This is a genomic window from Metallosphaera tengchongensis (genome assembly GCF_013343295.1).
GTDB classification, from domain to species: domain Archaea; phylum Thermoproteota; class Thermoprotei_A; order Sulfolobales; family Sulfolobaceae; genus Metallosphaera; species Metallosphaera tengchongensis.
This window is the reverse complement of sequence record NZ_CP049074.1, coordinates 1,849,665-1,864,324: the sequence shown is the minus strand read 5'-3', so window position 1 is coordinate 1,864,324 and position 14,660 is coordinate 1,849,665. Positions and strand designations below refer to the sequence as shown.

The window sequence follows — 14,660 nt, the reverse complement described above, 5'->3', positions numbered from 1 at the left end:
CGTACGTTCCTCGGCTTACTAGGACATCTAGGCATTTTTGCGAAAGGATACACAGATGCTCTGAAACGTTATCCTTATAACTAGATATATAACTAAGTTATATATGACTCAAATCTCGAGTGCAAGGATGGGCCAAGTCACCGAGGAAATCAAAAGAATATCTGAGGTTGAGGGCACGTTACCGGAGAAAATTAGGGACGGAGTAGCGAGTGGGAGAGTCGTGATCCTCAAGAATGAGGGGAGATCCCTAAGGAGGTACACCGCCTTAGGGGAGGGGCTCCTCACTAAGGTGAACGTGAACCTGGGGGCGTCCACTGACCACTACAACGTAGAGGATGAGATGAGGAAGGTAGAAGTAGCCAATAGGTATGGAGCGGACGCAGTTATGGATCTGACTGACGGAGGTGACATAGACCTGGTCAGGAGGCAGGTCTTGGAGAGGGCCGACATGCCAGTAGGGACTGTACCCATATATCAAGTGTACTATGAAATGGTCGCTAGGAAGAAGTATGTCATAGACTTCTCAGAGGACGACCTGTTCAATGTGATCAGGAAACACCTTAAAGACGGTGTTGACTTCATTACAGTCCACACTGGTATTACCTTGGATCTGGCTAGGAAGCTCTCCGAGAGGAGGAGGGTTGCGGGTGTGGTGAGTAGGGGCGGGACTATCATGGCAGCCTGGTCGCTACACAACCAGAAGGAGAACCCGCTCTTCTCAGAGTTTGATTACCTTCTAGAGATAGCGAAGGAGTTTGACGTAACTTTGAGCCTAGGGGATGCCCTCCGCCCAGGGGGGATAGCTGATGCCCACGACGAGTTTCAAGTGGCCGAGCTAATAAACAACGCTAGGCTTGCTAAAAGGGCAAACGAATCCGGAGTCCAAGTGATGATTGAGGGACCAGGCCACATGCCCTTGGATCAGATAGAGATGGACGTGAAGTTGGAGAAGGAGCTTACTGGGGGTAAACCCTACTACGTCTTAGGGATACTTCCGACAGACATAGCAGCGGGTTACGACCACATCGCTGGAGCCATCGGGGGAGCCGTTGCTGCCTCGGCTGGAGCTGACATGTTGTGTTACCTCACGCCGGCCGAACACCTATCCCTCCCGACCCCTGACCAGGTTAAGGAGGGGTTAATCGCTTTCAAGATAGCTGCCCACGTAGGGGACTTAGTAAAGCTAGGTGAGAAGGTGAGGTCTGTGGATAGGGAAATGAGCGAAGCGAGGTCATCGTTAAACTGGATGAAGATGTTTTCCCTCACGTTTGACAGGGAGAGGGCAATCCAAATCTACTCACAGTACAAGGATAGGCCATTGGGGTCTTGCACCATGTGCGGAGACCTTTGCGTCTACCTTGTCCTGCCTAGAGTTACTGAGAAATTGAGAGGACGGGATAAAACTTGATTAACTTTCCAGGTTTTTAACCCTTGTTTAAGTAGAGTACTTCCACGAGAATAACTCTGTCCCTAACATGTGGCGTTGTAGTTCAATACACCGAGTGCCCAAATCTACCGCTATAGGTCTCGGGTAATAGGGAAGTTTTTCAAGACTGACACCCTTGGAATTCATCTCAAGGAAGAGTTTAACAGGGTTAGACAAACAAGGGGAATCTCAGGAAGGGAGAACAAGGTCTGTACCCGACGTTTCTCAAAAGAGTGACACAGAAACTCTGGACAGAGAGCCTTGCTTCATTAAGTCTAGGCCAGCCACGACGTGGACTTTAACCAACTAAATCTTCACTGCCTTAAACGTTACGTTTTTTATGACGTCTACCACCAATGAGAAGACCAACGTAATCAGTAGCACCTCAACTATGTAAAGGGGAGGCAATGGAGTAACCAGTATCCCAAACCAGGAAATTAAAATGACGAAAAGTAGGTCTAACCCACTGGCCAAGAGGAGGAACTTGCTTGGAAGGGAAGACCACATATGTCTCCTCTCCCTGACCACGTATACTGTGAACTGCCCGCTCATGACTAACATGTCGAAGACGAGGGTGTGTATCTCACCCTGGCTTAACCCCTGTCTTAAGCCTATCCAGAGCACTAGGAACGACTCGATCAGGATCAGGGAGGCGAGGACAAGTGACGCTGTGACGAGCTTCCGCACGTTCCATCTCTCCGGGCTCTTGGAATACCTCACGTTATCAGTGGCTATTGACATGGTCACGAAATCATTCAGGAAGAGGAGGAGGACTATATCGAAGGGCGTCGTCACAAAGAACCTCACCGCGAAGAAGGAGATGGTCAGAAAGAGCACAACTTGGAGCGTCTTTATGACTTTATTCATGGTGTAGGTCAACATCCTTTGGTAGATCCTCCTCCCACTCTTTATTGCCTCCACCACGTCTATGAGACCCTCATGGGTGAGGACCATGCTAGCTGAAGCCTTAGCTACGTCAGTCGCGTTTGCTACAGCTATCCCTACCTCGGCCTGCTTGAGCGCAGGGGCGTCATTGACTCCGTCCCCTGTCATACCCACGTAATGTCCAGCCTCCTGTAGACTCTTGACGATGAAGTACTTATCCTCAGGGTAAACCTCTGAGAAGACATCGCATTCCTCTATCCTGCTTCCTCCCTTCTCCTTGACCTCCCTAATGTCGCAAATAACTTGGCCTATGTTGACTTCCCTCGCGATCTCCTTTGCTATCAACCTGTTGTCCCCTGTGACCATCTTTGGTTTAACTCCCAGGGACTTTATCTCCTCAACGAACGCCCTGCTGTCAGGTCTGGGTCTGTCGTAGAGTGGTAAGATCCCGACTACCCTCAACTTCTCCTCGCCCACTGCTACCGATATCGTCCGAAACCCCCTTGAGGAGAGGTCCTCCAGAGTCTTGTTGTAGCTTTCCAGGTCGTCCACCTGAGCTATGGAGGCTATAACTTGAGGGGCCCCCTTGAGTACCCTAAGGATCCTACCTTGGTGTCTGACCTGAGCCTCAGTCCTCTTGGTGGATGGATCGAAGGGCTTGAAGTTCAGCCTCTCAAACCCCTCCATGGATATCCCTCTCTCACTCAAGCAGGAGATCACGGCGTTGTCTATGGGATCTTGGCTGGCCTCGTCAGACGCCATGTAAGCGTACCTGACTACGTCGTCCTTCTGGAATCCGTTTAGGGGGACTGGGTCCCCAACCCTCATCCTGTTCTCCGTAATAGTCCCAGTCTTATCTAGGTTGAGGACGTCCATGGAGGCCGCGTCCTCGACTGCCGTTAGCCGAGTTACCAGGACTCCCCTTTTGGATAGCTCAAGGGTCTCGAGTGCCATGGCTATTGTAAAGGTCGCAGGTAATGCGGCAGGCACAGAGGCAATTAGGACAATCAAGGCAAAGGGGAGCACGTCGGAGAGGCTTACTTTTGATGCTACTGAGAACAGTCCTAGGGCAACGACTAGGGCAACGTCTACCACCACGAGATATTTCACGATGTTAAGTATTAACTTCTCTAGGTGGGACTCCGCCCGCGCTGCGCTCACCAGTTCAGTGGTCTTTCCGTAATACGTCCTCCCTCCTGTGAGTACCACAATCCCCGTGGCTTCTCCCCTTCTTATCACTGAACCGGAATACAAAACGGAACCCACCCCCCTTTCAACTGGCATTGACTCCCCGGTTAAAGCTGACTGGTCAACAGATAGTTCCCCCTCAAACAACTTGATGTCTGCAGGTACGATGTCACCCATCCTAACGTGAACCACGTCCCCTGGAACTAGGAATTTAGCTGGAATAAGCTTCCATTTACCGTCCCTCAGAACCCTGGACTGCACGTTGAGCCTGCTCTTGAGCATCTCCACAGCGTTTTCTGCCCTGTTCTCCTGGATGAACCCGACCACGGAGTTGAAAACCAGTAGGAAAGCTATGATGTACATGTCCAGGTACTTACCTAGGACGAAAGTGAGCACTACAGCAACCTCCAGCATCCAGGGGACTGGAGCCCAAAACTTCCTCAGGAACTTGAGGACTGGACTCTCCTTCCTTTCTCTTATCTCGTTGAGGCCGTACTGCTGGAGTCTCCTTGTGGCCTCTTCCTCCGAGAGCCCTGACTTCTGGGTGGACAACTGTCTAAGGACTTCATCAACTGTGGCTTTTTCGTATTCCATGTCTATGAATCGGTTTCTTACTTTATATTTTCGGAGCGGAGGCTGTCCTCATATCCGCAGAGGGGATATAAGTGGATGCAAGACCGAGTTAGACAACACATGACAAAACCGACGACAACCTTTTTACGCCCTCCCCATAACTTGACCCATGTCCCTGGGAGTCCTCGAAGTTGACGGTTACCCTGTGATGGTATACAGGAAGGGAGGAATTGAATATATGTGGCTGGCAGGATGTCCACACAAGAAAAGGCCTATCTTAGCTGACGGACATAAGATCTTTGACGACAAGATAGAGTGTCCTTTCCATAGGGCGGTGTTTAGCCTAGTGACGGGGGAGATGGTTATCCCTCCAGACTCGAAGACCCCCTGTAGCATGTGCAGGCTCATCAAGGTGGAGCTAAAGGAAGGGAGGGCAACCTACTACGGAGAGCCCTTTTTCCCCGAGTTGCCGAAGGGGAAGTAAGATATGGCTGTATGGATACAACTCTATCCGAGGCCTCGATGAAAGGGGAGTTAGAAGTAAGGTCTCCGCGGAGTGGATCCCAGTCTAACCTAGGTTTCAAAGGTCAAGTTTTTATGTTAAACTTCCTCATATCTAACATGGATTATTACATATCTAACGTGTCTAAAGTCGAGAAGAAGGAGGTCCAGATTAACGGGTCTAGGGGAGCGTACATACAGTGGTTGGTGACAAAGGACCACGGGGCAAACTACGCTGTCAGGAAGTTCACCCTGGAACCTAAGGGGGTGATCCCAATGCATGTGCACAAGTACCAGGAGACCGTGGTCATCACAAAGGGGGAGTGTAAGGTGTGCGTGGGGGATCAGTCGAGGGTGCTTAAGGAAGGGGACTTCATATTCATAGACTCAGATGTGAAGCATGCGATAGTGAACGGTGAGTCTAAACTGGAGTTCTTCTGCATCATAGACCTGCCAGAGGACATGAGCATAAAGGCCTTGGGAGAGGGCTGCGAGTGAACTAGTTGACAGTACCCCCCAGCCATCACGGACCTGAAGGAGGTCCATCTCTGGTGGGTCGTTATAGCTTTTCACGAGTCAGACTCCCTTCTCTTGGTCTCAAACTGGATGGTGACGTGCGTTATTGAGAACTTCTCCCTGAGCACTCTCTCAGCCTCCTCCCTCTTCCTATCCATCTCCTCCAACGTGATTTCAGGGTTATCCTCAGCGTGCAAAGTCGCCACCCTCATGTGGGGGCAAATGCTCCATACGTGGACGTGGTGGACGTTTCCTAGGACCGGCTGGAGTGAGGATTCGACTTCCCCTACATTGACCGGTGACCTCTCCATAAGCGTGTAAACGCTCTCCCTTAAGTTGGGCTCACTCAATAACGCAACAATCGCCAGCATTAATAGTGACGACAGTGGATCCAGCTGGAAGACATGAGTTAAGGCAACAGCAATACCCACGAGAGATCCTCCTAGGTATACTGCGGAGTCCAGAAGTGCGTGCACCCTGACTCCCCTCTCAAGTTCCCCCTTCACCTCTTCTGTAGAAGCGAAGAGCGAGAGAAGAAAGGCAAGTAGGGAAGAGATGATGAGGAGCTCAGGGTTATCCTCCACGTTCAGGAGTAGGAATATCACTGATGTAAAAGCACCTACCACTACACCCACGACTACGACCAATACGTTGAGGAGGGAGTATAGGACTTCCAGTCTATGCATACCGTAAGTGTAGAGGGAGTCCCTCCTGTTCAACCTCTTGGAGGCACTTATGGTCAGGTATACCACTATGAGGTCAAAGAACGCGTGGATGGACTCTGAAGCCAATGTGGCGCTCCTGGACAGGACACTAAAGGTTAGCAGAAGGACGAAAGCTGAGAGGAAGCCCAGAAAAGCCCTCATTAACTTTATTTCGTCTTCTAGAATAAATCCTTTCGTTAAGTTTCTAGGACTGAAAGGATGCGATCCCCTTACACTTGGTAGGGACTGGAAAGCGGATGCGCGGAAAGGGTTCCCTCCTAGCTAGGTACTCAAGCTTAAGTCCATGCCCCCTTCGTCGTCAGTCCTTCACAGTTGTGCTGCCCTCTTCATTGTCGTTACTCTCCTGGTTAAATCTACCTGCTTCAAGCGGCACCTCTTTCAAGACCTTGCTCGCAATTTCGTCCGGTATAATGATTAGCACGCCGTTACCCTTTATGATCATGTGTATAAGCCCAGGTTTGAAGAACAGGGACTCCTCCGAAGATTTGTCGTGGTCCGGGGAAACGGAACCATGAGTATCTCCCGTTAAACGCTGTACATCAGACCTGATAGACCCTCCAGGACTTTCCTGCTCCCGTGACGCTCAAGAGTTAACGGTCCATAACATGTACTAAAAACCCATGGAGCGGGGACTTACACTGTCCCGAACTATGACAATAGCACCCAGAGGGAAGTAGCCTTAACTTTTAGGAAAGACCATTCCTGCTTGACTAGCGTACCTCTCTCCAACCCATAAAGATTTATTAGTAATTGGTTAAAAATCTCACCATGTACTCAAATTGGCTTTATCTTCGGGATTCCTTTAAGTTCTTAGAGGAGCCTGAGGCGATAAGAAAGTACGTTGAGGGAAATATGATGTACCCCTGCGTCTTTAGGGGCAGCCTTGAGTCCCCTTTCCACCTCAACGGCGCCATCCTATACTCGATAGTAGGAGAAACTGGTTACACCCTCTGGGGGGACAATAGAGGGTCGATAAGACTTAAGGAGGAACCTGTAGGTTACCCGTTCCCCGCCCTTTTTAGGAGGTACTTTGAGTCCTACCTTGCAGTGTCTGATTCAAAGGTGGAGATGAGACCTCAACCTAACAAAGTCCTAATAGGTTTCCTCTACGCACCAGGTGTCAAGTACGTTGGGGCTGGAGTTGTAACTGACCTGGACATCGATGCCACTAGGAACTTTAAGTTCTGGAAGGAAGACCAGAGGTATTGGATCCTAAGGTTTAGGCTCAAGGTTATCTGGCTGTCCAACTCCCTCAGAAAGAGGATAGAAGAACGTAAAGAGGAGATATTGAAGTGGGCTAAGGAAGGAGGAGATCCACCGAACGTTTTAGAAGGTGTCCAAGGCGAGGACATACCTGGGGTTGATCCACAACAGGCAAATAACTGTTACGAGAACCAAGAGTACCTGGAGGGGGCTAAAACGTTCCTCCAGAAGAAGTTCGACGGGGAAGTAAAGGAGACGCTAGAGTTTTACGAGCAGATAAACATGTGGCATGGATCCCAAGGTAAGATCTCCCTGCGGAGGGCCACCTGTAGGCCCTTAGATGAGGCTCTGAAGCTGGCTGAAGGAAGGATCAAGGAGGAAGTATACTTGCCAGAACCCAAGACATTAAACCTCATACTAAGCTCGCTAAGGACTGGGAACATCCTCCTTGTGGGTCCACCTGGGGTAGGGAAGACCGAGATAGCTACCATACTCGCCGACTCCCTGTGCGACGATAACGAAAAAGCTACAGCCAACGCCCTCTGGACCAGGAGGGATCTCATTGGAGGAGAGAGCATAAGGAACGGGAACGTTGTCTGGAAGATGGGTATACTAATGCGCGCATATCTTAAGACCTCTGACTCCCTATTCCCTGTTGTACTGGAGGAGATAAATAGGGCGGACATAGACAAAGCCTTTGGGGAGTTCTTCACGATGTTCTCCTCTGCAGACCCGATGAAGTGGAGGGTGCCCCAATCACTAATTGAGGAGATCAGGTCCTACTCGTCAGTTCAGGGGGAGCTCAAGGAACTCCTGAACGCCTTGGAGAGGGATAGTCAGGAGAGACGTCTTAGTAGGATGAGGATAATTGCTACAATGAACTTGAAAGACGTTAGAAACCTGTACCAAATAGGGGACGCCTTGACCAGGAGGTTCTCCACCTTTTTCCTGGACTGTCCAAAGGGGGACGGAGATGTAGACTTCCTAGTCCAGAGGATGAAGATGAATGGAACTCAACTACCCGATGGTACCATCAAGGTGCTCAAGGAGACTGTTTCGTCCATTAGGGAAAGGCTAGGGAAAAGGTTCTGTCTGTCCACGGCTACAGTCTCCAAGGTCTTGAACCAGTTGGCCTTAGGGACTGCGAAGGAAGGAGATATAGATGAACTCATAAAGATTTACTTAGGGACTGTAGATCGCACTGTACACAAGAAAATAAGCGAGCTATCAAGGAGAGGCAAATCCCCTGGAGTGCGGAGCTGAACGCCATGGAACTGACCTCCTAAAGGGCCATGGTTGTAACCATTCCGTCAGGCTGGGTTCCAGTCCTAGAGGGATCTCGGTAAAGACTGAACCCCTCGCCATTTACAGTGGCTTTCCCTGGACACCCAGCTGATCCCTCAGGGGGAACCTAGAAAGAGAGGGCCCAATAACAGGAGGAACTGGATTTCGCCCACGGATAAAAAGGTTTTTTACTGGATTTTCTAACTTTATATGTTGAAGGCCCTTAAGCTAAGCGACAGGGACCGAGCCCTGATACTTAAGACTTCACGCTACTACCTCCAATATAGGAGGGCTAACACAATATCCAAGTTGAAATCCCTCCTTGACGAGGTGGAGAAGGTTAACCTTGAAAACGCTCAGGGGACTCTGTCGTCCTACCTCTCCTATTCAGCTACTAAGACGATAAACCAGTCCATAAAGACAGCCCTGAGAGACATGTGGGTAAAAAGGGAATTCGTACCTGAACTGGGTGAGGACACCTCAGGGGTCCTTGACGTGGGGAGGACAATTCCATTTTACCCCTTCTATTACTACTCCCTATTACCTAACATCAGGACGGATGAGCTCTCCACACTGTCTTGGATAGCGAGGAGGACTCTTAAGCTCTCTGAGGAGAGGGTAGAGGAATCAAGACATGCCCCTTTTCCTTTCTTCAAGGAGATGAAGAGGGAGATGAAAAAGCTCAGACAAAACTTGAGGTTCCTTCCATCACCTTCCCCTGGGTGGGTGGAGAACTCATCGCCTCAGTGGCTTAAGGACTCCTTCCTAGCTTATACCATAGCCAAGAGGGCAACGGCTGGGGTCAGGTCCCCAGGGAGGAAAGTCAATGTCAAGTTAGTCCTTAGCAAGCTGTACGAGCTCTTCGTGTATATGGTCATCGTCACCGCGTTGGAGAGAATGGGTCTCTCGGTTAGGGGCAAGGAGGGGGTAGTTGACGTGGACCAGAGGGGACTTGTAATTTTATTCAACGTCCCTGCGACCAAGACTGACCTAATAGAGAGGGTGGACGACCTCAGTGAGGACTTCAACAGGAAAGTTATGGGAAGACCGGACATCTCCATATTTTACGATCGCTCAGACTTGGTACTAGTAGAGTGCAAGTACTCTGATAGCCCAGGTTACATCACCGAGGGGAGGTTCAAAGCCATGGCTTACACATACGAGTTCAACTCCAAAGCGACCCTCCTAGTCTTCCCTAAGATGAAGACGAGGAAGAGAGGCTCAGAGGAAGAAGGTACCCTTGAACTCTATCGGAATATGGGAGAGAGGGGATGGATTGACATAAGGCTCAGGGACGGCAGGAAGGTCTACATGGTTAAGATGGACCCTGTAGAGCAGTTCGAGACCCTTGTTGAGAGAGTGAAACCCATAATGGCGGAACTTATCTGATCCCCTCCCCTACTCAAAGGGGGAGGTCGTTAGTCCTATGGAAAGTTGAGAGATAAAATTGCAAGGGAAACCTCAAGGGATATACCTATCTCCGCCATGGAGCAGCCTAGGACCAAGGGTAAGACCATGGTCACGGAACTTATGAATATTCTCGCTCTTTTAAGTGACAACGCGACCAACAGCAGCAACAACTGCGATATTAGCGTAGTAAGGTCAATCTCGTGAAGAGCAATCCCCTCAAGTAACAAGACCGGTAATGTGATCAATAGGAAACTTTTCATGTCTGGAAATACCATTGGGATATTAATTGGTTTCTGTATAGAAACTCTATAATATATATAGATTAAAGTAGGCTAAGGGAGAGCCATATGCAAAGACATTCCGATCGTTAGGAATAAATGAGAAAATAACGTGAGTTAACATACCTAGCTGACCTCCTCCCCGCCCTAAAGGTCGAGGCTTGTCCTTCCCTTGTCACCCTCTAACTCCCATTGTACCCTTAAAAATGTCCCTGAATCTGGAGATTAGTATACCTAATAACATCACCAAGATCCCGACTACCTGGAAAGGATAAACTGGGTCTCCGCTCAGTGCGTCTACTAAGGTAGCGAGCATTGGAACGGAGAAGCTGAGGACAGTTATCCTACTCACCTTCTCCAGTTTAACCATCATGTTCCAGAGCAGGAAGCTCAAGGCTCCTCCCAGGATTGAAGTATAACCTAGGTCCTCAAGTAGAGAGGAGTTCAAGCTAATCCTTGGATTCAAGGGTAACAGGGCCAAAAGTATGACTGACCCTAGGGCGAACTGACTGGCGTTCACTAAGACGGGGTCTAGGTCCTTAAGCTTCCTATAATAGATCGAGAAAAGTGCCCAAAATACGGCATTAAGGACGGTTAATGCTCCACCGAACAAGCTAAAGTGGTGCAATAATGCAAACCCATATAACGTCACTCCAGCAAACCCTATCAGTACTCCGGCTACCTCCAACAATGTGGGCCTCTCAGAGATGACTAACATGGCTAAGGGTATTGAGAAGAGGGGCATGGTATAACTCAACACAGCAGATTCAGATGGAGAGACGAACTCCAAACCCAAAGCCCAAAGAACGGAGCTGGTCACTGTGAAGATGGAGAGTAGGAGTATGTCTTTGCTCACTACTATCTTCCTCGCCAATAACACGAAGATTGACGTAGAGATTAGATATCTCACCAAGTTAAATGAAATGGGAGAAGCGTAGCTCATAGCGTCCTTAGCAAAGTGATACTGAAATGTGCCTATAATCACGTAGGGGACTATGAACTTTAGAACCTTCACAGTTTCGTTGAAGATTTTCAAAATTTAAATTTATTTAACGTCTCCTGATTAAGTACTTGTTCTTTAACTGTCACCCGAATGGTTCAGTTAAACGGGACACAGCCAACTCTAAGTCTAGAATGAGGGTGAACCGTATCTCTTTTTAAAGAAAGCGGGTAGGGGTCTCCATAGTGATTGGTCAGGAAATAGAACGGTAGAGCTCCTCTATGGGAACCCAAAGACCTAGCAGTGCTTTCGAAAGACGCGATCTTCTGTCAGCCCATCGGGAACTTTAGGATTAAATTTTAAACTTATCCAGCTAGATCTATACACTATTTAGTTTTTACCATTAAATACTTTTGGTCCTAATCTTGGATACGAATAGTAGAAGAAACTTGATAAATATCAAACCTTAGTAACTAAACAGTTTGTAACTATTATTAATGACAATATAGAAGATTTGGGGTAAATCTTCGATAAACTGATTTTAAGAAAAGAATATAAATTCTTACAAATTATACCTATTGATAAGGTTTGATAGAACAGCACCAAGAGGAGAGGATTTTCAAGACAAGTAAGTCGGCGATATTCTCTGCGCTTTCTGATCCATACATATTCGCAGGAATGTCAGGGCACATAGCTTTATACAAGGTCTTTGATGAGGGCAAGGGAGATTACGTCCCTCAAGGATCTGCAATAAAACCTACCAATAAGTTCAAGGCCGCCCTACTTTTCCAAGATCCTGACGGAGACCTACATACTGTTGACGGTTATTTGGACGGTCCTAAGATATTGCCCAACAGTGTGAGTTACGTAGGGCAGAGCGACGATGGGAAGATGAGAGGGGAGTTCGACTTTGTGGTGAAGGAGGTTAGCGAAGGCGTGTCTGTGAACGCGTCAGTTAGGTTAGATTACGAGAGCGGTTTCTTTTCAGTGTTCTCTAGAGGATATAACAAGAAGGCTAAGTGGTACGGAAATATGGCTGAGCACTTTATAAAACAACACTTCTTCTTCTATTTGGACGGGATAGGTCCTAAGATCGACTTCGAACTTAAGGAAGTGAGCAGGGTGTCTGGGGATATGAGAGAAATGATAATGAGGCTCAGGGAACTGCCTAAAATAGCTTCAGGTTACCTGTTACTCAGAGGAGAGAACTTTAACTTGGTTGGAAAGGTAGTGAACGGTATGTTGGTTTCCCCGGAGCTGAACTTGGGAAATACTAAGCTGGTGGAGTCGGAGGCTTTAGCTAGACTGTTCCTGCTTAACGGTAACGCCGAGCTAACCATTTACGTAGCTGATGTGGATCAGGTTGTCCTTGAAAAATTAAAGAAAACCCGATAATTTTTTGCTCACATGGATATATTGTCTGTGTACCATAAATCGTATTCACGCTCCGAAGCGAGTGGAGATAAATACACTCTCGTACTTAAGGGTTCCCTTGGGGACCTCATGGGTTTATGGTTTACAGGTTTATCCAAGTTACACGTAATAAAATAATGGCCTGTTAACGTAAACCACACTTTACCCCTGGTTCCCCTTGAGCCGTTTCCTGAGACGTCACGTCAGAAAGGAGGTAGGGTCAGCCCACGCGAACTTGTTCCAAGTTTCTTACGTCACTCTTAATCCAGTAGTCGTATACCAACATAACCTGAGCCTCTGGATCCGTCCCCCTGACCACGTCAGTTATAGACTTAGCGGTCCTAATTGAGCCGACAAAACTTACGTCTATACCTGAGCCTTGGCCTGGGATAGAGATTATCGAGAACTTCCCGGTAACCCTCTTGACCTCCTCCAGTCTCCTCGTGAATATCGCCAATAGAATTGAGTCTGCCTTGATCAAGTCCACCTCAGGCAACACAGCGAAGCCCCGTAACTCTGTAATCTCGTTGACCAACTTCCTCACCTTTGAGACCTTATAGTTCAACCTGTGTGCTATATCTCCTAAGTCAGCCCTTGGGTTTTCCATCAAGACCTTGAGAAGAAGCAGGTAATGCGTCTTGAGCATGGTCGGACTTTGCGCAGGCACGTACTCCATTACTGGATCCCCCAATTCTGACGCAATTCCCTTTACTATCCTACTAATCTCCTCGAGGGAGTTCCCTTGAAATCCGTACACGTTGAAGTCCTCAAGGCAGTTGAACTTAACGAACATCCCTTCGGAGTACACGTCCTTGGTGTTGGCAAAGGCATAATACGCGAAGTACTTATTCAAGTAGTTGGGGTTCATCAGGACCTTAAAACCCCTAATCACCCCCTCCTCCAACAACTTTCTGAACCTTAGGTTCAGTGATGGAGGAGTCAAGTTCAGCCTTTTGGCGAGCATGTGTTGTGACATCCTTCCGTCCTTCAGTAGGTTGAAGATGATCTGACGATCAATATCGTCCATATATGAAATAGGCGGTGAGGAGTTTAAAATCCGACTCTACCTTTCGCGTTAGGTGAAAACTAAAATGAAGTTATATTATAACCCTATTAACTTCGGCCATGGGAAAAGTATTAACGACCTTAGCCTTGACAGCTTTCCTTGATTCAGTGGGTTTCGGGATCATAATACCGGTCCTACCGTACTACACGCTCAAACTCGGTGCTACCCCCTTCCAGTTCAGCCTTCTCACTGTAGCCTACTCAGTAGCTCAACTGCTCTTCTCTCCCTATGTTAGCGGGTTGTCCGATGTGAGGGGTAGGAAGAACATACTACGTCTAGGGATAGGGTCGGAAGTCCTAGGCTACTTGATCATAGGTCTTTCCCCGTCCTTTTACCCTCTCCTTTTGGCGAGGTTCCTGACAGGAGCGCTTACTAGCAACCTCCCTATACTACTCTCCTACGTTACTGAGATGGACCAGGAGGAGAGGTCAAGGAACATAGGCATGCTATCAGGTTTCTACGGTGTAGGGTTCGTTGCGGGACCAGTTCTAGGAGGTGTCTTCTCTCCCCTGGGGTATAGGAACACCTTCTTGATAGTAGCTGGGCTGGCCTTACTCAACTTCCTCCTAGTCTCAGTCAATATCAGGGAGGACGTAGAGAAAGTGAAGGTATCTAGGCCGTCCCTGTTGGAGACCCTGAGAGGTGCAGGACCCCAATTCGCCTTAATCCTAGCCCTGAGCCTGAGCTTTGCAATACTTCAGGGGACCTTAGCGTTTTACGGTGACCGTTTTTACCGATGGGGTCCTGAGCAGATTGGGGTTTCCTTGGGGGTTGTGGGGGTTGTACAGGCTATCGCACAGTTCACCCTGGTATACAGGATAGTAAAGAAAGTCGGGGAGAAGGCTTCTGCCCTCCTTGGTCTGTCCCTTTCATTGATCTCTTACCTTCTTCTATCTTTCCCGACAGGACAAGTTGAGGCATACGGTTCCCTGGTGCTATTGGCTTTGGGGTACGGCGTAGCGCAAAACTCAGTTCTGACCCTCTTGAGTAAGACTGTACCTAAAGGTGGACTAGGGGGAGCTTTCGGCTTTGCACAGTCGTCAACCGCCTTGGGATCTCTGATCGGCTTCCCTGTGGGAGACTCGATGTTTCAGTATGTGTCCCCTACCTCAGAGTACCTCCTGTCGTCCTTCGTCGTCTTGGGGAGTATTGCCTACCTCGCGTTTGGGATCAGGGAATTTAAGACGTCATAGAGATACAAGCTTAACTTATCACGGCGGAAGGGGGTAAGCCCACCACAGTCCGATCAGTC

At 48.6% G+C, this 14,660-nt stretch carries 13 protein-coding genes; 7 read left to right on the top strand and 6 right to left on the bottom strand.

Features of this window, described 5'->3' with window-relative positions; genetic code table 11:
* Positions 1-103 precede the first annotated feature (103 nt).
* A complete protein-coding gene (gene thiC / locus GWK48_RS10030) occupies positions 104-1,408 on the top strand; it encodes a phosphomethylpyrimidine synthase ThiC (protein ID WP_174631936.1) in 1,305 nt (434 codons plus the stop codon).
* Positions 1,409-1,732: 324 nt separating this feature from the next.
* Here the strand turns inward: thiC and GWK48_RS10025 are convergent, their stop codons facing one another.
* On the bottom strand, positions 1,733-4,099 hold the full coding sequence (locus GWK48_RS10025; protein ID WP_174632746.1) for a plasma-membrane proton-efflux P-type ATPase: 2,367 nt from the start codon (positions 4,097-4,099) through the stop codon (positions 1,733-1,735).
* Positions 4,100-4,241: 142 nt separating this feature from the next.
* Between GWK48_RS10025 and GWK48_RS10020 the strand changes: the two genes are divergently transcribed.
* Both GWK48_RS10020 and GWK48_RS10015 read left to right on the top strand, forming a co-directional pair.
* Positions 4,242-4,556, top strand: a complete 315-nt coding sequence (locus GWK48_RS10020) for a Rieske (2Fe-2S) protein (RefSeq protein WP_174631934.1) — start codon at positions 4,242-4,244, stop codon at positions 4,554-4,556.
* Between the two features lie 137 nt (positions 4,557-4,693).
* Complete coding sequence (locus GWK48_RS10015; protein WP_174631932.1) at positions 4,694-5,071, top strand: cupin domain-containing protein; 378 nt, start codon at positions 4,694-4,696, stop codon at positions 5,069-5,071.
* Between the two features lie 71 nt (positions 5,072-5,142).
* Here the strand turns inward: GWK48_RS10015 and GWK48_RS10010 are convergent, their stop codons facing one another.
* The gene (locus tag GWK48_RS10010) at positions 5,143-5,955 is read right to left on the bottom strand and encodes a cation diffusion facilitator family transporter (RefSeq protein WP_174631930.1); all 813 of its coding nucleotides are present in this window, start codon (positions 5,953-5,955) and stop codon (positions 5,143-5,145) included.
* Positions 5,956-6,112: 157 nt separating this feature from the next.
* A complete protein-coding gene (locus tag GWK48_RS10005) occupies positions 6,113-6,256 on the bottom strand; it encodes a hypothetical protein (RefSeq protein WP_174631928.1) in 144 nt (47 codons plus the stop codon).
* A 326-nt stretch (positions 6,257-6,582) separates the two neighbouring features.
* Between GWK48_RS10005 and GWK48_RS10000 the strand changes: the two genes are divergently transcribed.
* Both GWK48_RS10000 and GWK48_RS09995 read left to right on the top strand, forming a co-directional pair.
* Positions 6,583-8,280, top strand: a complete 1,698-nt coding sequence (locus GWK48_RS10000; protein WP_174631927.1) for an AAA family ATPase — start codon at positions 6,583-6,585, stop codon at positions 8,278-8,280.
* Positions 8,281-8,514: 234 nt separating this feature from the next.
* Positions 8,515-9,690, top strand: a complete 1,176-nt coding sequence (locus GWK48_RS09995; RefSeq protein ID WP_174631925.1) for a hypothetical protein — start codon at positions 8,515-8,517, stop codon at positions 9,688-9,690.
* 35 nt (positions 9,691-9,725) lie between these two features.
* On the opposite strand, the gene GWK48_RS09990 is transcribed toward GWK48_RS09995, so the two are convergent.
* Together GWK48_RS09990 and GWK48_RS09985 are read right to left on the bottom strand one after the other, a co-directional pair.
* Positions 9,726-9,971, bottom strand: a complete 246-nt coding sequence (locus GWK48_RS09990) for a hypothetical protein (protein WP_174631923.1) — start codon at positions 9,969-9,971, stop codon at positions 9,726-9,728.
* A 193-nt stretch (positions 9,972-10,164) separates the two neighbouring features.
* Positions 10,165-11,004 (bottom strand): DMT family transporter, encoded by an 840-nt coding sequence (locus tag GWK48_RS09985; protein WP_174631921.1) that lies wholly within the window; start codon positions 11,002-11,004, stop codon positions 10,165-10,167.
* A 513-nt stretch (positions 11,005-11,517) separates the two neighbouring features.
* Between GWK48_RS09985 and GWK48_RS09980 the strand changes: the two genes are divergently transcribed.
* On the top strand, positions 11,518-12,324 hold the full coding sequence (locus tag GWK48_RS09980; protein ID WP_174631919.1) for a hypothetical protein: 807 nt from the start codon (positions 11,518-11,520) through the stop codon (positions 12,322-12,324).
* A 238-nt stretch (positions 12,325-12,562) separates the two neighbouring features.
* Here the strand turns inward: GWK48_RS09980 and GWK48_RS09975 are convergent, their stop codons facing one another.
* Positions 12,563-13,369 carry an Lrp/AsnC family transcriptional regulator gene (locus tag GWK48_RS09975; RefSeq protein ID WP_174631917.1) on the bottom strand — a complete coding sequence of 269 codons (807 nt, stop codon included), beginning with the start codon at positions 13,367-13,369 and terminating at the stop codon, positions 12,563-12,565.
* A 98-nt stretch (positions 13,370-13,467) separates the two neighbouring features.
* On the opposite strand from GWK48_RS09975, the gene GWK48_RS09970 reads away from it, so the two are divergent.
* Positions 13,468-14,601, top strand: coding sequence for an MFS transporter (locus tag GWK48_RS09970; RefSeq protein ID WP_174631915.1), 1,134 nt, complete (start codon positions 13,468-13,470; stop codon positions 14,599-14,601).
* Positions 14,602-14,660 lie beyond the last annotated feature (59 nt).